We start from the raw sequence: 23,226 nt of genomic DNA on the forward strand, positions 1-23,226 counted from the left end.
ATACTTTCTCAGGGTAATTTAATTTAGCACAAAGCCACCGTTGGAGGACAATAAGTCTTCTTATGGTGGCTTTGCTATTTTGTAAAATTATCCTGAGAGGTGCAAATGTAGCAATCATCAATCATCAATCAAAATCAAAAATGAATAAGTATCATCAAATTTTAAACAAAATCCTTGTAAAAGGTAAAGAAAAAAAGAATAAAAAAGGCTCAAACACTTCTTTGCTAAATGAAAAGTTAGAACTAAAACCAATCGATTTACTAGAACTGTTCGAAGGTCATGCGGTAGCAAAAAAGAAGTTGAAAGATGAGTTGCTATTGTTTATGAAGGGCGAACGCTCAACGGAAGCGTACAGGGAAATTGGTGTTTCATGGTGGGATTATTGCGGACCTATTTTGGTTAATAGCTATCCGACTTACTTTGAAAAGCTTCCAAAACTAATTGAAAAGATTAACAGAGAGAAACGAACGTCTAAAAATTATGTGCTTTTTCTTGGTTCTAACGACACCGAGAGCAACCAACAGCCTTGTTTAAGTTTGATACAGTTTCAAATCGATAACGGTAAACTTGTAATTAGCGCATATCAGCGTAGTTCTGATGCAAACTTAGGCTTACCCTCCGATATTTATCATTTGTACCTTATATCGAAGAAAATTGATATACAATTGAAAAGCATCACATTGTTTCTGGGAAATGTTCACATTTATAAAAACAACATTGAGAATACTAATAATTTACTTAATGGCGGTGAGGTTAAGTTTAATTTAAACGTTGGTTAAATGGTGTTTAAATGGTAATTAAAAAGCCTAATCAAATACATGATTAGGCTTTTTATTGAAGAACATGTTTCTTCCAGAATATCGCTTCCTTTACGCTCTGTAAATGTATCTATTTTTACTAAAAAAATGTACATTTCAATTTAAATTTGTGTACATTTCATTTTTGCGATTATAAGATGCATTTTATTTTTTACAAAATACATTTTACAGTTTTAAAAGATTCTCCCGAAACAAATCGGCGTATTCTTTGATTACATTTTGGTCAAAATACGGTTCTTCATCAATTCTTCCGATGCATTTAATTCCGGTTTTGTTCAGAATCAAACTTTCTGTCGATTTGTTTTCGCTTCCGCTAAATATAATTCCGGAAACCAGAAACCCGCGATTCTGAATTGCCTCAATGGTCAATAGTGTATGATTAATGCTTCCCAAATAATGTCTTGAAACCACAATGATTTTATAGTCCGGTTGAATCAAATCGATAATAGTGTCTTTTTCGTTTAACGGAACAAAAATTCCGCCTGCTCCTTCAATTACCAAGTGATTATTAGTCTTTGGCTCCTGAATTTCTTTTAAATCTATTGTAACGTCATCTATTTCTGCTGCAAGATGAGGGCTCGCCGGTGTGTTTAATTCATAAGCATTTGGGTAAAATTGTGATTTAGAATTTGAAATTCGGGATTTTACTTTATGAGTATCTGAATTGTCAAGATCGCCTGCCTGAATTGGTTTCCAGTAATCGGCTTCTAAAGCTTCGACAATAATAGAAGAAGCAATTGTTTTGCCTACATCTGTAGAAATACCTGTTATAAATAGTTTCATGGGTTTTGTTATTTCAAAGAGATTCACAAAGAAGGCACAAAGATTCACGAAAAAGAAATAGTTATACTTTGTGCAATTTTGCGTTTTTACTTTGTGTATCTCTGTGTGATAATTTATGCAAAAATACCAATAAAATAACAAACCCATCAAGTACGATGGGTTCTGATTTATTCTTCTTTCAATTCGTCGATTACTTTTCTAATTTCTTTGGCATATTTTCCGTAGAATTTATGAACCCACCATTCTAAAATAATTCCCATGAAAAGCATACTGAAAACCACAATCGAAAACAACGAGATTAATTGATAATTAGTAAATTCTTTTGAGATAAAACCTGGAATTTTAGAGAATTCAAAATAAAGAAAACTTATCAAATACAAAATTAGAAATGGTGTTAATGCAAATCCAAAGGTTTTGTATAACTCCATATTTAATCTTATATCGAAATAAGTTTCATACAAATTGTCTTTTGTTTTTAAGGTAATTGAGCTTAATCTTTTGTAAAAAACATAAAATTTAAATAAATAATACGCACATACCGCCACATAAAAACTAAAAAGCAGGTAATATAAAATTGTCATTTTTTCGGGAAAACCGTACATTAAAGGAACAAACCCAACCAATACAATTGAAAAAATTTGATAAATAAATTCATTTTTCAAATTTTTTCTGATTCTGTCTAATGGCGTATTTACGGCTTGTATTTTTTCCAAGTTGTTTGGAAGAACGACATTTTCGGTATTTTCGTTATTCCATGCGTTTTGTATATCGTTAAAATCCATATCCCTGATTTTTAATTATTTCTTTTAATTTTTCTTTTGCCCTGTTTAATTTAACTCTGGCATTACCTTCAGAAATCCCAAAATTTTCTCCAATTTCTTTATGTGAGAAGCCTTCAAGCTGATAGAATATTATGGCTTTGTCAATTTTTTCCAGTTTCTGAACTGCTTTATAAAAATGATCAATCTGACTTTCCTTTATATGCGAGTCGCCTTCATCATCTTTAATGTTTTCTGAAGCAATTTCACATCTGTCAACTTTACGTTTTTCTTTTTTTAGGAAAACGATAGCTGTATTGACTGCTACGCGATACATCCAGGTCGAAAACTGACTTTCGTTTCTAAAAGTATCGTACGATTTCCAAAGCTGACAGACAATCTCCTGAAAAAGATCCTGCTGATCATCATGGTTGTCCATGTACATCTTTGAAACTTTGTACAAGATTCCCTTGTGATTTTCTATACGGATTAAAAACTGTTGTTCTTTTTCTTTCAAAACCGTTTTAGTTCATTATTGGTTTAATCGTATACCCTGCTTTTCTCAACAAATTAATAATGCCAAAATCACCAGCCAGATGTCCTGAACCAACTGCTACAAATAAGGGCTCTTTTTTCATCATTTCCGGCAGTATTTTTGTCCAGTTTATATTTCTTTCCTCGAGCATAATTTTTTGAGCTTTAGCATTCATTACTTTTTCAGCGGTTGTGTTTTGGTATAAAGTATTTAGATTTTCCAGTTTATAAGCTGCAACCAATTCTTTCGTTTCAACTGCATCTGATGCTTCAAGCATATTGATTATTTCTTCATTAGAAAAAGCATTTTCCAGTGCTTTAAATTGAAATTTTGCTGTTTCCAATCCAATAATGCCTAAATTTCTCTTTTTGGCACTTTCGATAAATTCCATTTCATAAAATTTCAAATCATTACAGTCAAAAGTTTTCATTGCGATCAGACTTATTACGGTAATTAAACTAAAGGCGTCAACCTGCTGAATGGTCATGCCGGTGCTTTTTTTCAGAATTGCATCTAATTTTGCTAACTGTTCCGGATTTAAACTTTTGCTTAGCGGTTCTTTTCCCATTGCTGATTTTTGTACTTCTGCGATTTCGTTAGGATCAGAAAGATTAATTTCTAAAACTAATTTTTCAGAAGCTTCGAATGCTTTTTTTGCTTTTTCAGAAAGAAAATAATCCGCTGAACAGATCATGTGTATAGTTCCGTACAGATAAGAAGGTTTTGATAATCCGTTTCCTGAAACTTCCCACAAAAGTGAATTTTCTAATTTTGGAGATTTTGTTTGTGCTTGAGCTGATAAATTAAAAGTAAATACAACTACTGATAATAATAATTTGATTGGATTTTTCATTTAGTTGATTTGATTTAAGTTGATGAAAGAAACCCTTTTTATTTTGATTCCGAATTGTAAGTAATAGAATAGTCAAAACGTTACAAGAAATTATGTTTTTTTGATACGTGTGAAAAGTATAGGTCTTTATAAAAAAGGGTAGATAATAAAAATGTACAGAAAGAAAAGATGAATTATGGATTTTTGAAATAGAAATTAGATTAAAAAACAAAATCCCTGAGAAGTTCTAAAACCTGATTAATTTCTTCTTCAGAATTATAACTGTGGATACAAAAACGAAGACGTTCCTGACCTTCCGGAACTGTTGGAGAAAGAATTGGTTTTACATCAAAACCTTTATCCTGTAATTGCTGGGCTATGTGTTTCACATTTTCATTACCGGGAATAATGGCCGATTGAATGGCTGATTTACTGCGGACAAACATTGGTTTTAGGCCTAACAAATTTTTCTGCTGATTAAAGAATACAATATTTTGACGTAGTTTTTCAATTGTTGCTTTTTCAATTTCCAAATGCTGATACGCCACTAAAATTGTAGAGACAGAATGAGGAGATAATCCGGTAGTATAAATAAAGCTTCGGGCAAAGTTTACGAGATATTCTTTAAGCTCGATGCTTCCTAAAACAACAGCACCATGGCATCCTAATCCTTTTCCGAAAGTCATTATTCGGGCAAAAATTCGATTATGCAAGCTTAGGTATTGGACCAAACCTTCTCCTTTTTCGCCAAAAACACCAAGAGTGTGTGCTTCATCAACAACCAAATAGCAATTGTGCTTTTCTGAAAGTTCAACTAATTCTTCCAGATTTGGGCTGTCACCATCCATGGAAAAAACGGTTTCAGTAACTATATAGATATTGGTGTCTGGGAATTTTATGATTAGACGCTCTAAATCTTCAAAATCGTTATGATTGAATTTATAGGATTTGGCATTCGACATTGAAATTCCATCCCGAATAGAAGCATGACTTAATTCGTCATATAAAATAACATCATTTCGCTGCGGCACAGCGCTAAAAAAACCAACATTGGCATCGTAGCCCGAATTAAAAATTAAAGCTGTTTCTGCGTCATGAAATTCAGCTATAAATGATTCTGTAATTTGATATAGTGAATGGTTTCCTGAAATTAGACGGGAACCTGTTGCGCCATTCTGAATAATCTCATTTTCGATTAAATAATGGTGTGCTAATTTGAAAATAGATTCAGATCTTGAAAATCCAATATAGTCATTTGAAGAAAAATCAACACGGTTATTAAAACTGGGTAATTGTCTTAACGCGTTATTTTGCTTTCGGGTTTCAAGCTTCTGGATAAGATTTTCGGGTAATTTCATAAAAGCAAAGTTATGAAATTGAAGTCAATAATGAATAAACAGCGGGTTAATCGCCCGCTGTTCTAAAATCTGGTTTTAAATAGTACTTATAAAAGGTGATTTTCTGATAAATTTTGGATTCATCATTTCCTTAACCATAAAATCGGCAATATCATGTGCGCTAATTTTTTCACCCAAACAATCTTCTAAACTAACTAAGAGTTCAGCGCTTTCATCTGTAAATTCTATAAATGGAACTCTTACCTGTGTCCATTCAGTATTACACTCAGTCAAAAGATCATAAGTTAATTGCCGGTCTTTCTGGATTTCGGGATAATTTGTTTTCATCCAGTTTGTTGCCAAAATTGTTTTCTCGCTTTTCTTGTCAAAAGGAGTGTCAATATTTAAACCTGCTAATAAAATATACCTCTTGATATTGTAAATCTTCATTGTTTTAAGAATGTTTTTTGTTGCGTTGCTGGCAACCATAGGTTCTCCCGGGCGTTGCCCAATAGTACTCATTACGACATGACATCCTTCAAGTAATAAACGAATAGATTTTTCATCAATAGCATCGCCTTTGATGATTTCTATTTGTGAATTTTTAATTGTAAAATTTTCAGGTTTTCTTAGCAGAAGTTTGATGCTGAATCCTTCATTTAATAACTGGTTTACAAGATATTTTCCAGTTCTTCCACTGCCGCCCAAAACGGCAATTTTTATATTTTTCATATATTTCTCTATAAAATTTGACATAAATAATTCTCACTTTATTGGCCGATAAAGCGAAATAATAAAAGCTAACTGAGCTTTTATCAAAATCAATATTTTATAAAGAGATTTTAATAATTCAAAAATATAAAAAAAGCCAAACATAATGTCTGGCTTTTTAAAAATTATTCAAAACTGTCTTAGTCTGCTAAAACAATTATTTTATTGTCTTTCATTTCGATAGTACCTGACGCGATATCTAAAGTGTAAGTCTGGTCATTTACTTTCGTGAATTTACCCGCAACTTCTTTAGAAAAATTGAAGCTTGGTGCCACAATTTTTATAGTTCCTTTTTCTAGAATAGAAACAATAGGAGCGTGATGATTCAATATTTGAAAGCTTCCATCAACTCCAGGTAATGTAACAGATGTTACTTCTCCTGAAAATAATTTTGCTTCTGGTGATACTATTTCTAAAATCATATTTTTTGAGTTATGAGTTATAAATTATGAGTTATAAGTGAGCAGAAACTCATAATTCATAATTATATTAAGCTTCAGCCAACATTTTTTCTCCAGCTTCGATTGCATCCTGAATAGAACCTTTCAGGTTGAAAGCCGCTTCCGGAAGGTGATCTAATTCACCGTCGATGATCATGTTGAAACCTTTGATAGTATCTTTAATATCTACTAAAACTCCCGGGATACCTGTAAATTGCTCTGCTACGTGGAAAGGTTGAGACAAGAAACGTTGAACACGACGAGCTCTTGATACAGAAAGTTTATCTTCTTCAGATAACTCTTCCATACCTAAGATTGCGATGATATCTTGTAATTGTTTGTATTTTTGAAGAATTTCTTTTACTCTTTGGGCACAGTCGTAGTGCTCATTTCCTAAGATTTGAGGAGTTAAAATTCTTGAAGTTGAATCTAATGGGTCAACTGCAGGATAGATACCTAACTCAGCAATTTTACGAGACAATACAGTTGTAGCGTCTAAGTGAGCAAACGTTGTTGCTGGTGCCGGGTCAGTTAAGTCATCCGCAGGAACGTAAACCGCCTGTACAGATGTAATGGATCCTTTGTTTGTAGATGTAATACGCTCTTGCATAGCACCCATCTCTGTTGCTAAAGTTGGTTGGTAACCAACTGCAGAAGGCATACGTCCTAAAAGTGCTGATACCTCAGAACCTGCTTGTGTAAAACGGAAGATGTTATCAACGAAGAATAGTACATCTTTTCCTTGGTCTGATCCAGCTCCGTCACGGAAGTATTCAGCGATAGATAATCCTGAAAGTGCCACACGTGCACGAGCTCCAGGTGGCTCATTCATTTGTCCGAAAACGAAAGTAGCTTTAGACTCTCTCATTCCTGGCATATCTACTTTAGATAAATCCCATCCTCCATTTTCCATAGAGTGCATGAAATCTTCACCGTATTTAATAATTCCTGACTCTAACATCTCACGAAGTAAGTCATTTCCTTCACGTGTTCTTTCTCCTACTCCTGCGAATACTGAAAGTCCACCGTGACCTTTTGCGATATTGTTAATCAACTCCTGAATCAATACTGTTTTACCAACTCCGGCACCACCAAACAATCCAATTTTACCTCCTTTTGCGTAAGGCTCGATCAAATCAATTACTTTAATACCTGTGAATAAAACTTCAGATGAAGTTGATAAATCTTCAAATTTTGGAGCTTGTCTGTGAATTGGCAAACCGTTTTCTCCAGTTTTAGGCAACTCGCCTAAACCATCAATGGCATCTCCAACAACATTAAATAATCTTCCGTATACATCCGGACCGATTGGCATTTGGATTGGGTTTCCTGTACCAACTACCTCATATCCTCTGGACAAACCATCTGTTGAGTCCATGGAAATGGTACGCACAGTGTTTTCTCCAATGTGAGATTGTACTTCTAGAACTAATAATGTTCCATCTTTTTTAGTGACTTCTAACGAGTCATAAATTTTTGGAAGTTCAACATCTTTACCGTTGAAAACTACATCAACTACTGGTCCAATGATTTGAGCAACTTTTCCTATTACTTTTGACATTACTTATGTGTTTATTAAATAGCTATTTAGGTTTATCGAAAATACCTCTTTTTTCAGAGCGCAAAGATAAATTTTTAAAATATAAAATCAATATTTTTTTTATAAAAAATACGTAGTTTTTTGTTAGACTCTTAAAACGATGAATTCAAATATCTAATAATTTAAAATTTACCATTAATAAAAAAACCACTGCGTTATAAAAACTAGTGGCTTTTTCTACTAAAAAAATTGGCTTTATTATAATTGTTTTGGAAATAGAACTTGATAATTACCAATATCTACTCCTTTTAAATTTGAACCATACTTGGTATTAATTGCTTCAATGAATTTATTTGCAATAAAAGCATATCCTCTTGGAGTAGGGTGGATTCCGTCTAAAGAAAACATACCGCCAGTAACAAATGTTGCTTTTAATGTAAAGTTATTCATTGAAATTCCATTAGGTTTGTTTAGATCAGCCATGATTGACTCTGCATCAACAATTGCCAAACCATTTGTTTCAGCAGCAGTTTTTATAGTTGCATTATAAGCCGCTGTAGCAACTCCAATTTCTGCCACTTCAGTAGGAAGTAAGACATATCTGTCCGGCAAAGGAAAAGTAACTCCCAATTGTGATAATGATGGAGAAGGCGAAGCAATTCCGTCAGCCGGAACATTTGGCACTTTTCCAATTCTGGAAGATGCACCTAAACAAATTAAATCTGTAGGCAATGCCTGTCTGGCTCTTCCAAAAATCTGTCCCATAACTGTAGCAGTAGTAGCATCTAATCCTCCACCCATTAAAACTGCTTTTAAATTTGCTGAAAGATCGGGTAAAGTTTCGTCTACAATTAATAACGGATTATTTCCTGTTGTATTCAAAAGATTAATTCTGTTTCCTTGCCCTAAAAAGACCAAAGCGTTATGTAGCGGCCCGTACAATTGTGCATTCAGTGTATTAACCAAGCTAACTCCGCCAGAACTTAAATTAGCCTGAGTTAGTTGATTGTAAGCAATAACATGAAAATGAGGGAGAGTTGTAATAACGGGTAAATTAGCCACAACTCCTTTTCTTCCACCGGCAACAAGCTGTGCGACTAAACCTTTGTAGGCTGCATCAAAAGTTGCGGCAGGCGTTAAAGGATTTACCGCTGGATCTCCACCAGCAGTTGCGTATCCTAATTCATCATTTCCTCCAATCCATAAAGAGAAGAAAGTGGGATTCTGGCTTAAAGCATCTGCTAAAACTGTAGTCGTAGCACTTGAAGCAAAACGGGCAAAATAAGGATTTGCTGTTCCCGCAGTTATTCCTGCGACACTACCATAACCAGGTGCCAGCAAATGAAAACTTTTAGCGCCAGGCACTCCTAAATTGTTAAATGTTCCTGACAGGTGTGCCGTAACTTCTGTTGTTGGTGTTCCTACAACAGAAACAGGAGTACTGGTAGTCGTATCAAAATACAAACGTGGCGCGGTGATTACATTACCACCTAATAGCAATCCACCGATATTATCATTTGCATAAGGTGTCTTAAAGTCTCCACCTCCAACTAAAGCAAATTGTTGTGCTATAATATTCGGATATGCTCCTTCCTGACCTTTAATGAAAAGTGCGTTGTCACTAAAACCTGCTGCAAAAGAATCTCCCAGAGCTACATATTTTGAGAAATCTGCCGAACCAGAAGTTAAGGGTAGTCCATCAGATGAGTTGTTGTCTTTTACAGTTTCATCATCACTGTTACAAGCTGCAAAGGCTAAAGAAACCAATAACAGCCATTTGAAATTTTTTATCATAATTTATATATTTTAAATTATTGCTTGCCAAAGGTTGAACAAGTAAAATAATGTGTTGGTTTTGTAATTTTTAATTATGGATTAATAGTCCAGGAAGCAAAGTATTGCTGACCGATTGATCCTGCACCAATTACTTGTGTATATTCTTTTCCTCCAATATTTGAAGCGCCTAATTTGAATGTCGATTTTAATTTAGGCATTGCATAATTAATTTGTGCATCAATTACTGTAGCCGATTCAATTGTTCCGTCAGCAAAAGTTGATTCCCACTCGTATTCGCTGTTCCATCTTGCGCTGACATTAAAGCCGAAATTTTCAAATAATTTCTGATTTCCGATTGAAGCTTTAAATCTGTGTTTTGGAGTGTTAAAACCGGCTTCAAAACTTGGGTCTTTTGACTGGTCAAAATCAAACTGCGCGTAATTATAATTTAATCCCAATTCAAAATCAGCAATTATTTTTTTTGAAAGTCCTATGCCAAATCCAAGCGAATGAATTTCTACATTTGAATTTGTATAAATCTGATAAGCTCTGTATTCTCCATTTATTAAACCACGTACAGATTGAAATCCTGGGTCAGCAGGACCTCCGGCTAAATTGGGACTGTCCTGAGCTGTTCCGTAATAAGTAGAAACAACGTTAAGGTTGCCAATGAAATCATTGTAAATATTATAGTATCCGTTAATATCTATTGAAATATCTTCAAAAATAGAACGGTATCCCAATTCAAAAGCTTTTACCTGTTCCGGTTTTACAAAATTGGCTCTTGTTTTCTTTAACAATGCTGCTGCGGCTACTGGGTTGCTTCCTGCCATTGCGCTAAATGCTTCAACTGAACTCGCAAGGTACGAGTTGTTATAAGCATCTTCTCCTGTCATAATTTTGGTTGGACCGGCGTTATAGCCTTGTCCTTCTGCACTCAGGGTAAAAGTTTCGCTAAATCTGGTTAGGTTATCCGGAGCAGAGCCTATTAATACTGCTCTACCAATATTGAAACCTATATACTGATCCTGCGTAGTAGGGTTTCTGAAACCTGTCTGGAACGATCCTCTGAAATTATGGTTTTTCTTTTCTCCTCCTGAATATACAAGAGATAATCTTGGAGAGTAGTTTCCGTCAAAGTTTTTAGATTTATCGTAACGAATAGAACCTGTAAATTTTAATCGATCATCAAGAAATCTTTTTGTTAATTGCGTATAAGCACCATATTCGTTATAACTGATTGGTCCGTCTGCATCAGTGTAGATTCTTCCATGAGAATTTAACTCGTATAATCTATAAGATCCACCTACCTGAATTTCGGCAATTTTGATAAGGTCTTTAAAGTTATAATTAGCATCTGAATGGTAAATTTTTGAGTTGTCTACCAATTTTGATCCTGTAAGCACGCTTTCGTCGGCTATTACCTGATTAAATGCGTTTTGGAATTCAGGTGTTCCGGGTAAAAAACGTCCGGTATCAGCAGTTGCTCTTGCTGTGGCGTGGGCTTGTTGAGGTGTCATGCCTCCTAAAGTTCCCTGTATGTACGCACCTGCATACTGTCCAAACCAGGTGTTGTCATCTTTCCATTTTCTGTTAACATTGATTCCGGTAAAAACCATGTCGTATGAATGTCCGCCATCTTCTGTGGTCATGTATCCTCTTAAGAAAAAATTCTTTCCTTTAAATTCTAATTTATGCTGCTGCATAAAAAAATCATTTAAGTAATATCTATTGGCTCCCTGATATACTGCGTTACCAAAACCAAACTTACTTTGCCAGATAATTTCTAATCTTTCATCCCCAAAAGGTCTTCCGTGAAAAGAAAAATCGATTTTCGTGTTTCCGGCTTTGTTATTTGTAAGGTCCGTTTCATTGTAACCTGTTCTGCTGACATTGCTGTTTGGCAAAAGATTAACTGCTCCGGCAGGTATTATGCCCAATGCTGCTAATCTTTGTCCTACTCCTTTAATATTCGTGGTGGCTTCGTCTCCATAAACGTTTATACCGTCATAATTTGGGTTTGTTCTGTCTATGCCTGCTATTGTTTTGTCATTATAATCCGTTGCATACCAATCTGTGGCTTCCATGTAGGTAAAATTTGCTTTAGCGGCAAAATATTTGTTAAAAGCGTGTGCGAATCGTATTCCCAAGTCGTAATAACTATTTGTTCCGGCTGCATCCTGAGAAGTCGTTCCGTATTTGAAATAAGCCGAAACTCCCTGATGGGTAAATGGGCTTTTGCTATTCATAAACAGAATTCCGTTAAAAGCATTAGCGCCATATAATGCAGATGAAGCACCTGGTAGTAATTCAACACTTTGTACGTCAACCTCAGATACTCCAATCATATTCCCTAAAACGAAATTTAAAAGAGGGGATGAGTTGTCCATTCCGTCCACTAACTGGAGGAAACGCGTGTTGGCTACTGTGGCAAATCCTCTTGTGTTTACGGATTTAAAAGTCATACTACTGGTATTCATTTGTACCTCTTTTAAATTTTCAAGACCATCATAAAAAGAGGGAGAAGCGGTTTTTTTAATATCCTGAATTCCCATTCTTTCAATGGTTACAGGAGATTCTAAGATGCGTTCCGGTGTTCGGGATGCTGAAACAACTATTTCATCAAGTTTAGTTTCTTCTTCATTCAAAACTATATTTACATTTTGATTTGCCGATGTAATATTAATAGTTTTAGTTTCGAAACCTACAGCGGATACTTTAATAGTAAAAGGAGGTTTTGATGTAGTGTTTAATTTAAACGTCCCATCAAAGTCTGTAGAGGATCCGGTTGAACTTCCTACGACATTAATATTGGCCCCGGGGATTGATTGTTTCTTGCTGTCTGTAACAGTTCCGGTAATGGTACTTTGTGAAAAAGATAATCCACTGATAAACAACATAATTAGTAAATATGCTCTCATTGGTAGTTTTTTGTTAGTTCGTATAGCCAAAATACAAATAATTTTGATATTAATAAAAAAACGTTAAAAAAAATTAATATTTATCACAATTAAGCGCTTTATTTTCACTATTCCATATGTGTTTTTATTAAATATAAATCAACAAATTCTTGTGAATGAAACTAAATAGTATGCATACATAATAATTTTAAGAGAAAAACTGCATTTATCTTAAAAATTCAATAATTAGTAAAAATATTTATCAATAAAAAAAGCGGGATGTAAATCCCGCTTTTAATTTATGCTTTTATTATATTATTCTACTGTAACCGATTTCGCAAGGTTACGTGGCTGATCTACATTGCAGCCTCTCATTACAGCAATATGATACGATAAAAGCTGTAAAGGAATTGTAGTAATTAATGGAGACAAGGCATCAGAAGTTTCCGGAATTTCTATAACATAATCTGCTAATTCGCGTACCTGAGTATCACCCTTAGTAACTACAGCAATAATTTTACCGCTTCTGGATTTGATTTCCTGAATGTTGCTTACAATTTTGTCATAATGACCTTGTTTAGGAGCAATAATAATAACTGGCATTTGCTCGTCAATTAAGGCAATTGGTCCATGTTTCATTTCTGCAGCAGGATATCCTTCTGCGTGAATGTATGATATCTCTTTTAGTTTTAATGCGCCTTCAAGAGCTACAGGAAAATTATAGCCACGTCCTAAATACAAACAGTTTGGTGCATCTTTAAAAGCGGCAGCAATTTCTTTTGCTCTTTCGTTTGTTTCTAATGCTTCTGCTACTTTTTCAGGAATTATTTCCAGTTCTTGTAAAAACGTATGGAAGTCTGTGTTTGATAAAGTTCCTTTCGCTTTTCCTAACCTCAAAGCGATCATGGTTAAAACTGTAATCTGAGTTGTAAAAGCTTTAGTGGAGGCTACTCCAATTTCAGGCCCTGCATGGGTGTAAGCACCAGCATGACTTTCTCTTGAAATTGATGATCCAACAACATTGCAAACCCCAAATACAAAAGCACCATTTTCTTTTGCTAATTTAATGGCAGCCATTGTATCTGCTGTTTCTCCAGATTGGGAAATAGCGATAACAACGTCATTTTTATTTATGATTGGATTTCTGTATCTAAATTCAGAGGCATATTCTACTTCAACAGGAATACGGGTAAATTCTTCAAAAATATATTCTGCTACTAAACCTGCGTGCCATGAAGTTCCGCATGCAACAATTAGAATTCTGTTTGCATTCAGGAATTTTTCAATATTATCTTCAACACCAGCCATCTGAACAATTCCCTCATTTGCATGAAGCCTTCCTCTGTAGGTGTCTTTAATTACACTTGGCTGCTCGTAAATCTCTTTAAGCATGAAATGATCGTAGCCACCTTTTTCAATTTGTTCCAAGTTCATTTGAAGTTCCTGTATGTAAGGATCAACTAATGAATCATCTTTTATTTTTCTTATTTTAAGAGGCTTGTGCAATCTTATATTTGCCATTTCACCATCTTCAAGGTAAATTGCATTTGAGGTATATTCAATGAAAGGTGAAGCGTCAGAAGCTATAAAAAATTCATCTTCTCCAACACCAATAGCTAGTGGGCTTCCTAATCTTGCAGCAACGATTTCATCTGGATTTTTTTTGTCAAAAACAGCAATTGCATATGCGCCGATAACCTGATTTAAAGCAATTTGCACAGCTTTTCCAAGTTTAATATTTTCCTTTTTTTGAACTTCTTCAATCAGATTTACTAAAACTTCGGTATCTGTATCCGATTTAAAACTGTATCCTCTTTTAATTAATTCTTCTTTAAGAGGGGCGTAGTTTTCAATAATTCCATTGTGAATAATGACTAACTCTCCAGAGTTTGAAACATGAGGGTGAGAGTTTACATCGTTAGGAACTCCATGAGTTGCCCAGCGTGTGTGACCAATTCCGATAGTTCCGTTGCTTGTGAAATCTATTTTTGCTTTCTCTTCAAGATCCGAAACTTTTCCTTTGGTTTTGCAAAGTTTGATGTTTTCCTGGTCGTATAACATTACGCCAGCACTATCATATCCTCTGTATTCGAGGCGCTTTAATCCTTTGATAACAATAGGATAAGCCTCTCTGTGCCCTATATATCCAACAATTCCACACATATGTTATTTTTTAATTTGGTTTCGTGTAGTAAATTTCAAGTTTTAATCTTTTAGTATCATTATCAGGAAGATTACTTCCATATAAAACGGTACCTAAAGAATTCATTACTGATGCCGTTGGTACAGCAGATATTACGCTTCCAACATTGATTTTAGTTTGGTCTAATCTGCCTGAAGTTATAATATTTATATCTTCGGTAACAACTAAGCCTAATTTTACGTTGGCAACATCAGCATTTTTAATAAGATTTCGAATATGATTTGTAATTCTTATTTTATAAGTAGTGCCTCTCTTGCTTGTTGCATCTATATTGATGATACCGTTAAAAACGGTTCTGTTTTTTTTGGGATCCCCATTAAGACTTGATGTACGATCTGCAGTATAATCAGTAAGAACAGTATTGTTTGTCAAATCATACAAATAGATTCTTCCTGGCTCCGGTGCGCCGGCCATTTTTTCAGAATCAATAGTAAATACTAAATTAGCTTCGTTAGCAAGCCAATTTTTAGAGGTAACGTTATTTCTGATTTCGTCTAATTCATCAGATACATTGTTGGGTTTAGTTTCCCAATCCCCATTGGCATCGTATCTTCCTAAATCAGTTTTATCAAAAAGCTCAATTACCGCCATTGATCCCTGACCTCCTTTTAGATATAATCTTTCGTCTGGGGTAACATCGTTTGCAGTTGCAGTTGTGTAATCGCCAGATGTAGGTGTGCTTTCTTCTCCTAAAAGACTTACCGTGTTTACACTTGTAGTGCTTGTAGTGCTTCCTAAATTTAAAATCAGGGTTTTTGAATCCATTGCGGTTTCAGCATCTTTAGTGTCGGCAGTTTTTTGTTTATAAAAAATATTTATTTTCCCTCCTCTAAAATTCATCATTGCCATTCTAGTTGTAGAGCTTTGAGTTGATTTTTCTACTTTGAAATATAATCCCTTAAAATAGTTTTTAAACACATCATCAGAAGCTAATTTACTGGCCGGAGCATCAAATATTTTGGTTTTAAAAAAGTCTTTGTTCAAATGCAGACGCATTTCAGGTTTGATTCTTTTAATAACTTCGGCAGCAGTTTCTGTTTTTGGTGTTGTTTCTTTTATTTCTTTTGAATTAAAAAAGAAGTTGTCATTTTCAGACTTATTTGCTGAATTATTTAATCTTCCAGTAGGAAATTCTTCGGATTTTGTCTGGAAATCAGCATTTCTGTCTGTATTATAAAACTTACTGATGTCGTAGTTGTTCGCATTATAATTATTTAGAAAAATACCGGATTCGTAAACACTTAATTTAATCATTCCGGTTTCAGGGCCATAAATAGAATCCAATTCATAAGTTGTTACTCCTTGGGCATCAATAGATTTTGCAGTGCTAAAATAAGGAATGTTTAAGGTTACACTGTCAATAACTACTCCTTCACCAAATGTAGGAGCATAACTCTCTAAAGCAACCTGAGTATTAAAGTTTGCAACTGTTTTACCAAAAACAGGATTGTCATATATACCTAATGCATTTACTGGTAAATTATTAGCAGCAACCGGAGTGACTTTTTGATTATAAGCAGTAACATTATAGTCTTCTGCTTTTAGGTCAAAATGATTTTCACCAATTAAATCGTCACCAATAGCATTGAACTCTTTATCACAGGAATAAAAAACAGCAACTGCTGCTATTAAAAGAATTTTCTTAAAAAAAGAAGTATTATACATGTTTAGTAATAATGTTAAAATTTAAAGCCCCATTGTTCTGTAGAAATTTGTATACGCTTCTGCGAATGCATCTTTCGTGGCGAAAGGTAAAAAAGGTTTTCCTGAAGATTCTATAAATTTTGTTAAACTTGGAGATACATTTTCAGATGCAATAATGACTGCATCAGAGTGCAAGATGCTGGCTTTTAGAATATTTTCATAATTAGGTGTCTCTAAATCTGCAACTGATTCGTGAGGAACGCCATCAAATTTTACTTTGTTGATCATTTCTAAATCCAGATTTTCATCAAAGGACTGACCGTAAACCGAGGTTACAATTTTAGTTTCAGAAAACAAAGCTTCGTTTTTATAATAATGTTTCATGTAAATTGGAAGCATAGCTGCCAGCCAACCATGAACATGAATAATATCCGGAACCCAATTCAGTTTTTTTACAGTTTCAACAACACCTTTTGCAAAAAAGATGGCTCTTTCGTCATTGTCCGGATATAATATGCCTTCTTCATCAGCAAAAGTTGCTTTACGCTTGAAATATTCATCATTGTCAATAAAATAGACCTGAATTCTTTCTTTAGGAATTGATGCTACTTTGATAATCAGGGGCATATCTAAGTCGTTCACTACCAAATTCATCCCTGAAAGCCTGATTACTTCGTGTAATTGATGTCTTCTTTCGTTAATGTTTCCATATCTTGGCATGAAAATTCTTATCTGACCGCCCTGATCATTTATCATTTTAGGCACGTCATAAGACATTAATGAAACCTCATTTTCAGCCAAATAAGGCACGACTTCAGATGATACATATAATATCCTCTTCTCTTTCATAATAGTATTTTACTTAATTTTTGGTAATAAAAACGATGCAAAATTACAAAAATTTATGCAGTTATTAACTAATATATTATGTTTGCACTAAATTTTAATAATACCGCCATGCATATTTTCTACGGCAAAGTAGCCCTGATAGCCTATTTAAAAACTATCAAAACAGCAAATTCGACTATAGGATTTGTACCAACTATGGGCGCTTTACACCAAGGGCATCTGGCTTTAATGCAACGTTCGCTTAAAGAAAATGACGATACTGTTGTGAGTATTTTTGTAAATCCTACTCAATTTAATAATCCTGAAGATCTCGAAAAATATCCTCGCACACTGGAAGAAGATGTGAGAAAAATGCGTGGTTTAAGTGATAAAATGATATTATATGCGCCTTCTGTTGATGACATTTATGAAGGACAGACAATTTCACAATCTTTTGATTTTGATGGGTTAGAAAATCAAATGGAAGGAAAATTCAGGCCTGGGCATTTTAATGGTGTCGGAACTATCGTTAAGCGGTTGTTTGAAATTGTTTCACCTACAAATGCTTATTTTGGAGAGAAAGATTTTCAGCAATTGCAGATCGTAAAAAAAATGGTCGAAAAAAATAATTTGCCGGTCCATGTGGTGGGTTGTCCTATTTTTAGAGAAGAAAACCAATTGGCAATGAGTTCCCGAAATGAACGTTTAACTCATGAAGAGCGAAAAGAAGCGGCCATTATTTATAAAACCTTAACTGAAGCAAAAGAAATATTCAATACAAAAAGCCCTCAGGATACTGTTGAATTTGTAGAAAATTCCTTTAGGAACAATAAAAGATTTGACCTCGAATATTTTGTAATTGCTGACGAATCGACATTATTACCCATAGAGCATAAAATTAATGATAAAAAATACCGTGCATTTATAGCGGTATTTGTTAATTCTATAAGGCTCATTGATACCATTTCATTAAATTAATTTACCTTTGCAACATGCAAATTCAAGTTATAAAATCAAAAATTCATCGTGTTAAAGTAACCGGAGCCGATTTAAATTATATTGGCAGTATTACTATTGATGAAACTTTACTGGATGCCTCCAATATTATTGAAGGTGAAAAAGTATCTATTGTAAACATTAATAATGGTGAACGTTTTGAAACTTATGCTATTAAAGGGGAGAGAAATTCAGGAGAAATTACGCTGAATGGACCTGCTGCCAGAAAAGTTCAAAAAGACGATATCATTATCATCATCTCATACGCAACCCTGGAATTTGAAGAAGCCAAAACCTTCAAGCCGTGGATTGTTTTCCCTAATGAAAATGATAATTCGCTAACCTAAAATCTTTGAGTTTTATTATTCTTTATGATTTGTCAAATTTATTTTGAACAAACAAGATTTCTTTTGTCTTAAATTTCTCTGCTTTTTAAAAACTCTCTTTAACAAAAAAGCAAATAAAGTACTATATTGCCATCTTATTTTAATACTTTTTAATCTTCCCCCAATCATGAAAAAAGTTTGTTTATATTTTACTTTATTACTCTCTGTTTCTGTTTTTGCACAAAAAACATTTGACAATATTAAATCGGAAAAACTTGGTACCGATAGAAGAATAACCATTGGCCTGCCTGCTTCTTATGAAACCAGTCCATCTAAAAAATACCCTGTTTTATATTTACTGGATGGCGATTATTTATTCGATCCTTTTTTAGGGGCAATAAATTATGGTGTTTATTGGGATGATTTACCGGAAATGATTATTATTGGAATACATCAGAATCATGATGGAGAACGTTTTGATGATTCTACTATTGACCAAAATGTAGGGGTACCATTTGAAAAAGGGGCAGAGTTTTTTGAATTTGTCGGAGGAGAATTACTTCCTTATATTGAAAAGAAATACCGTACTGCACCTTTCAAAATTATTGCAGGTCATGATATAACGGCAAGTTATATAAACTTTTTTTTATACAAAGACAGGCCGCTTTTTAATGGATATATTTGTTTAAGCCCAGAGCTTGCACCAAAAATGGAAATACGAATAGCAGAGAAATTTGCTCAGGTAAAAGAACCTTTCTTTTATTATCTGTCAGCAGGTGAAGGAGATATAAATAAGATAAAAGAACCAATTGAAAAATTAGACAGCAATATTAAAGTTGCCAATAATCCGTTGGTGAATTACAAATATGATGTGTTTAAGAATGCGACCCATTATACTGAAGTTTTGCATTCGATTCCAAGTGCCTTATATCATATTTTTGAAGTTTACAGGCCTATTAATTCTGCAGAATTTAAAGATAAAATCGCTGTGCTGAAGTCGGGTTATGCAGATTATCTGGATAATAAATACAACATAATGTCAGAAGTTTTGGGAGTTGATATTCCGGTTAGGATGAATGACTTTAAGGCTGTTGAAAATCTTATCCTTAAAAATAATGCTTACGATGAATTAGGAAAAATGGCTGAAATTGCGAATGTTGATTATCCGTTGGCAATGTTAGGTGAATATGAACTAGGCCTGATGCATGAAAAAATGGGTGAACCGAAAAGAGCTTCGAAAAGATATCAAAATGCTTCACAAATGCAGCCAATTGGTGAGCTGACAAAAGATTTGATGTACGAGAAAATTGATGAAATGAATACGCTTGCCAAAAAAACAAAATAATGTCTAAAGTTAAAACTTCCTTCTTTTGCCAAAATTGCGGCACCCAATATTCTAAATGGCAGGGGCAATGCAATGCGTGTAAAGAATGGAATACTATTGCCGAAGAAATTATTCAGAAGCAGGAAAAAGTAGCCTGGAAAAGTGAACCAACTTCGACCGGAAAAGCACCACGGCCTTTAAAAATCACCGAAATTGATTCAGCTCAGGAAGTTCGAATGGACACAACTGATGGCGAATTGAACCGTGTTCTGGGTGGAGGAATTGTTCCCGGATCTTTAACGCTTTTAGGTGGAGAACCCGGAATTGGAAAAAGTACACTTTTGCTGCAGATTTCATTAAAATTACCTTATAAAACTTTGTATGTTTCCGGCGAGGAAAGTCAGAAACAAATAAAGATGCGTGCCGAAAGAATTACGCCAGATAGCGATAATTGCTATATTCTGACGGAAACCAAAACACAAAATATTTTCAAACAGATTGAAGCCATTCAGCCTGAAATTGTAATTATTGATTCGATTCAGACACTTCATACCGATTATATTGAATCGACTGCGGGAAGTATTTCTCAAATCAGGGAAACTACTGCCGAATTAATCAAATTTGCAAAAGAAACCAATATTCCGGTGATCTTGATCGGGCATATTACCAAAGACGGAAACATTGCCGGGCCAAAAATCCTGGAACATATGGTGGATACCGTTTTGCAATTTGAAGGCGATCGAAACCATGTGTACCGAATTTTACGTTCGCTAAAAAACCGTTTTGGTTCAACTGCTGAATTAGGTATTTACGAAATGTTAGGAAGCGGTTTGAGGGAAGTAAGCAATCCATCCGAAATATTGATTTCACATAAAGATGAAGAAATGTCCGGAACAGCGATTGCTACAACAATGGAAGGTATGCGTCCATTGATGATTGAAATACAATCTCTGGTTAGCACAGCTGTTTACGGGACGCCACAGCGTAGTACAACTGGTTATAATGCTAAGAGACTAAATATGATTTTGGCTGTTCTTGAAAAAAGGGCGGGATTTCGTTTAGGTGCGAAAGATGTTTTTCTAAACGTGACCGGTGGAATTTCTGTTGATGATCCGGCAATTGATTTAGCTGTTGTAGCTGCCATTTTATCCTCAAATGAAGATATTCCCGTAACAAAAGGATTCTGTTTTGCCGGTGAAGTAGGTCTTTCCGGTGAAATTCGCCCGGTGAATCGTGTAGACCAAAGAATTCAGGAAGCTGAAAAACTAGGTTTCAATACGATCTTCGTGTCGAAATACAATAAAATTGCCTTAAAAAATACAGGAATCAAAATTGAACTTGTAGCTAAAATTGAAGATGTGGCCAGTTTTCTGTTTGGCTAATTTTTATAAAACTTACTTATGAAATTTTCAAAGCAAAAAACTTTCAAAGTCTTAAAAATACTTATTGTAGTATTGATACTGATCTGTATTGCACTTTACTCTTTTCGTAACTCGCTTTTAAAACAAGTTATTGCCAAAGTAACGCACAAAATGGCGGTTGATTACAATAGTGATTTTTCAATAAAAGAAGCTTCTTTTGATGGTTTGTCAGGAATTCAATTTACTGATATTGTTTTAGTTCCAAAAAATGCTGACACTCTTTTCAATATTAAAAAAGTAGAAACTACTATCAGCCTCAGTAATTTGCTGATTGGTGATGTACAGTTAGGAACTTTAAAAATCAATGATGGTTACATTCAATTGGTTAAAAAAGGGAAAATCAGAAATTTTGATGCCTTTTTAAAAAAAAATGATACAGAAGAAACATCAGATGAAAAACGTAAATATGCTGACGTTGCTTATCGCATTATTACAAAATTACTGAATCTGGTTCCAACCGATATGAAACTGGAAAATCTTGATTTTAAAATTGATGATAATGGAAAAAAAGCCACAATTGCTATCAATAAATTGGTTTTAGACAATAAACAACTCACAACGAATTTACATGTTCAAAGTAAGAATTTTGACCAGCGATGGAATATAAAAGGTTTTGCAGACCCGAGAAATAAAAAGGCTGATATTCGTTTTTTTAATTTGGATACAGGAGCCATCAGGGTTCCTTATTTAGATGAACGTTACAACTTAAAAGCAAGTTTTGATTCGATACGCTTAAATGTGGCAAATATTGATAAAGACGGTAGTGAATTGCATATTGACGGTTACACTTCTATTGCCAATTTGAAAATTAATCATCCAAAAATTGCCAATAAAGACGTTGTTATCAAAAATGCACGATTTGATTATCGCTTTTTATTAGGATCTGATTTTATTTCGATTGACAGCACTTCAACGATGCAGCTCAACAAAATAAAAGTAAAACCGTACGTTTCATATAATACGGAATCGGATACGGTTTATACTTTGAAAGTAGATATTCCGAAAATGAAGGCACAGGATTTTATTGTTTCGTTGCCTGATGGGCTGTTTACCCATTTTCAGGGAATGGAAGCAACGGGAAATTTTGATTATAAACTGGATTTTAAATTCAATAAAAACAAACCAAATACTTTAGTTTTTGATAGCAAACTGAATAAAGAAAACCTAAGAATTACCAAATACGGAGAAGCAAATCTTACCAAGTTAAATGGTGAGTTTGTATATCGTGCGATTATTCAAAATGTGTTGCAGCGTCCTGTATTAGTTGGAAATGCGAATCCGAATTACACTCCTTTGGATCAGATTTCGCCTTATTTGCAAAAATGTGTATTGACTACAGAAGATCCATCTTTCTTTTCGCACCGTGGATTTATCAATGAAGCGTTTAAACAGTCTATTCTTAAAAATATCAGAACGAAAAAATTCTCTCGTGGTGCCAGTACCATTAGCATGCAGTTGATTAAAAATGTGTTTTTAACTCGTGAAAAAACACTTTCGCGAAAGCTGGAAGAAATTTTGTTGGTTTATATTCTTGAAAATAACCGAATTGTAAGCAAAGAAAGAATGCTTGAAGTGTATTTCAACATTATTGAATGGGGACCAAATGTGTACGGAATTGGAGAAGCAAGTCAGTTTTATTTCCAGAAAAGTCCTTCGGGTTTAAGTGTTGATGAATGTTTGTACCTGGCTACTATTATTCCGAAGCCCCGAAAATTCATGTATCAGTTTAACGATCAGGGAAATCTTAAAGATTATGCCTTGCAAAATCAAAAATTCCTTAAGAACTTAATGTTCCGTAGAGGACTTTTGATTCCGGAAGATACGCTTGGACAGCTGCCGGTTTACATATCCGGAAATGCCCGTTCTTTAATCCGCATTAAAGCGCCGGATTCAACCGTGGTTCCGGTTGATTCTTTATCGATAAATGATGAATTTGATTTGTAGAATTTAATGAAGACAATGACAAGATTGGGTTTAAAACTTTGTGTTTTGCT

The 23,226-nt window shown here is 34.3% G+C and carries 19 protein-coding genes; 6 read left to right on the forward strand and 13 right to left on the reverse strand.

What is annotated here, in order from left to right; translation table 11 throughout:
- Window positions 1-140: 140 nt before the first annotated feature.
- Window positions 141-779 (forward strand): thymidylate synthase, encoded by a 639-nt coding sequence (locus DMB68_RS13805; protein ID WP_110347582.1) that lies wholly within the window; start codon window positions 141-143, stop codon window positions 777-779.
- Window positions 780-983: 204 nt separating this feature from the next.
- On the opposite strand, the gene bioD is transcribed toward DMB68_RS13805, so the two are convergent.
- The 13 genes from bioD to DMB68_RS13870 all read right to left on the reverse strand — a co-directional run bounded on the left by bioD (window position 984) and on the right by DMB68_RS13870 (window position 17,186).
- Window positions 984-1,601 carry a dethiobiotin synthase gene (gene bioD, locus DMB68_RS13810; protein WP_110347266.1) on the reverse strand — a complete coding sequence of 206 codons (618 nt, stop codon included), beginning with the start codon at window positions 1,599-1,601 and terminating at the stop codon, window positions 984-986.
- A 167-nt stretch (window positions 1,602-1,768) separates the two neighbouring features.
- The gene (locus DMB68_RS13815) at window positions 1,769-2,383 is read right to left on the reverse strand and encodes a hypothetical protein (protein WP_110347267.1); all 615 of its coding nucleotides are present in this window, start codon (window positions 2,381-2,383) and stop codon (window positions 1,769-1,771) included.
- Window positions 2,373-2,876 carry an RNA polymerase sigma factor gene (locus DMB68_RS13820; RefSeq protein ID WP_110347268.1) on the reverse strand — a complete coding sequence of 168 codons (504 nt, stop codon included), beginning with the start codon at window positions 2,874-2,876 and terminating at the stop codon, window positions 2,373-2,375. The genes DMB68_RS13815 and DMB68_RS13820 overlap by 11 nt, the downstream gene beginning before the upstream one ends.
- A gap of 7 nt (window positions 2,877-2,883) precedes the next feature.
- Complete coding sequence (locus DMB68_RS13825) at window positions 2,884-3,747, reverse strand: TraB/GumN family protein (protein ID WP_110347269.1); 864 nt, start codon at window positions 3,745-3,747, stop codon at window positions 2,884-2,886.
- A 200-nt stretch (window positions 3,748-3,947) separates the two neighbouring features.
- Window positions 3,948-5,084, reverse strand: coding sequence for an aminotransferase class I/II-fold pyridoxal phosphate-dependent enzyme (locus tag DMB68_RS13830; RefSeq protein WP_110347270.1), 1,137 nt, complete (start codon window positions 5,082-5,084; stop codon window positions 3,948-3,950).
- Between the two features lie 75 nt (window positions 5,085-5,159).
- Window positions 5,160-5,795, reverse strand: coding sequence for an NAD(P)-dependent oxidoreductase (locus tag DMB68_RS13835; protein ID WP_110347271.1), 636 nt, complete (start codon window positions 5,793-5,795; stop codon window positions 5,160-5,162).
- A gap of 179 nt (window positions 5,796-5,974) precedes the next feature.
- Complete coding sequence (locus DMB68_RS13840; protein ID WP_110347272.1) at window positions 5,975-6,256, reverse strand: F0F1 ATP synthase subunit epsilon; 282 nt, start codon at window positions 6,254-6,256, stop codon at window positions 5,975-5,977.
- 67 nt (window positions 6,257-6,323) lie between these two features.
- Window positions 6,324-7,835 carry a F0F1 ATP synthase subunit beta gene (gene atpD, locus DMB68_RS13845; protein WP_110347273.1) on the reverse strand — a complete coding sequence of 504 codons (1,512 nt, stop codon included), beginning with the start codon at window positions 7,833-7,835 and terminating at the stop codon, window positions 6,324-6,326.
- Window positions 7,836-8,072: 237 nt separating this feature from the next.
- Entirely contained in the window at window positions 8,073-9,608 is a 1,536-nt protein-coding gene (locus DMB68_RS13850; RefSeq protein WP_110347274.1) for an SGNH/GDSL hydrolase family protein, read from the reverse strand.
- 74 nt (window positions 9,609-9,682) lie between these two features.
- Entirely contained in the window at window positions 9,683-12,511 is a 2,829-nt protein-coding gene (locus DMB68_RS13855; RefSeq protein ID WP_110347275.1) for a TonB-dependent receptor domain-containing protein, read from the reverse strand.
- A gap of 294 nt (window positions 12,512-12,805) precedes the next feature.
- Window positions 12,806-14,653 carry a glutamine--fructose-6-phosphate transaminase (isomerizing) gene (gene glmS, locus DMB68_RS13860; protein WP_110347276.1) on the reverse strand — a complete coding sequence of 616 codons (1,848 nt, stop codon included), beginning with the start codon at window positions 14,651-14,653 and terminating at the stop codon, window positions 12,806-12,808.
- Window positions 14,654-14,663: 10 nt separating this feature from the next.
- On the reverse strand, window positions 14,664-16,358 hold the full coding sequence (locus DMB68_RS13865; RefSeq protein ID WP_110347277.1) for a DUF4270 domain-containing protein: 1,695 nt from the start codon (window positions 16,356-16,358) through the stop codon (window positions 14,664-14,666).
- A gap of 21 nt (window positions 16,359-16,379) precedes the next feature.
- Entirely contained in the window at window positions 16,380-17,186 is an 807-nt protein-coding gene (locus DMB68_RS13870) for a glycogen/starch synthase (protein WP_110347278.1), read from the reverse strand.
- A 78-nt stretch (window positions 17,187-17,264) separates the two neighbouring features.
- On the opposite strand from DMB68_RS13870, the gene panC reads away from it, so the two are divergent.
- The 5 genes from panC (at window position 17,265) to DMB68_RS13895 (ending at window position 23,176) form a co-directional block, all read left to right on the forward strand.
- Window positions 17,265-18,143, forward strand: a complete 879-nt coding sequence (gene panC / locus DMB68_RS13875; RefSeq protein ID WP_110347279.1) for a pantoate--beta-alanine ligase — start codon at window positions 17,265-17,267, stop codon at window positions 18,141-18,143.
- A 14-nt stretch (window positions 18,144-18,157) separates the two neighbouring features.
- Window positions 18,158-18,508: an aspartate 1-decarboxylase gene (panD, locus tag DMB68_RS13880; RefSeq protein WP_031456621.1), complete on the forward strand. Its 351-nt coding sequence runs from the start codon at window positions 18,158-18,160 to the stop codon at window positions 18,506-18,508.
- 166 nt (window positions 18,509-18,674) lie between these two features.
- A complete protein-coding gene (locus tag DMB68_RS13885; protein WP_110347280.1) occupies window positions 18,675-19,832 on the forward strand; it encodes an alpha/beta hydrolase in 1,158 nt (385 codons plus the stop codon).
- Window positions 19,832-21,193 carry a DNA repair protein RadA gene (gene radA / locus DMB68_RS13890; RefSeq protein WP_110347281.1) on the forward strand — a complete coding sequence of 454 codons (1,362 nt, stop codon included), beginning with the start codon at window positions 19,832-19,834 and terminating at the stop codon, window positions 21,191-21,193. The genes DMB68_RS13885 and radA overlap by 1 nt, the downstream gene beginning before the upstream one ends.
- A gap of 18 nt (window positions 21,194-21,211) precedes the next feature.
- On the forward strand, window positions 21,212-23,176 hold the full coding sequence (locus tag DMB68_RS13895; protein ID WP_110347282.1) for a transglycosylase domain-containing protein: 1,965 nt from the start codon (window positions 21,212-21,214) through the stop codon (window positions 23,174-23,176).
- Window positions 23,177-23,226 lie beyond the last annotated feature (50 nt).

Source organism: Flavobacterium hydrophilum (assembly GCF_003202405.1).
GTDB lineage: Bacteria > Bacteroidota > Bacteroidia > Flavobacteriales > Flavobacteriaceae > Flavobacterium > Flavobacterium hydrophilum.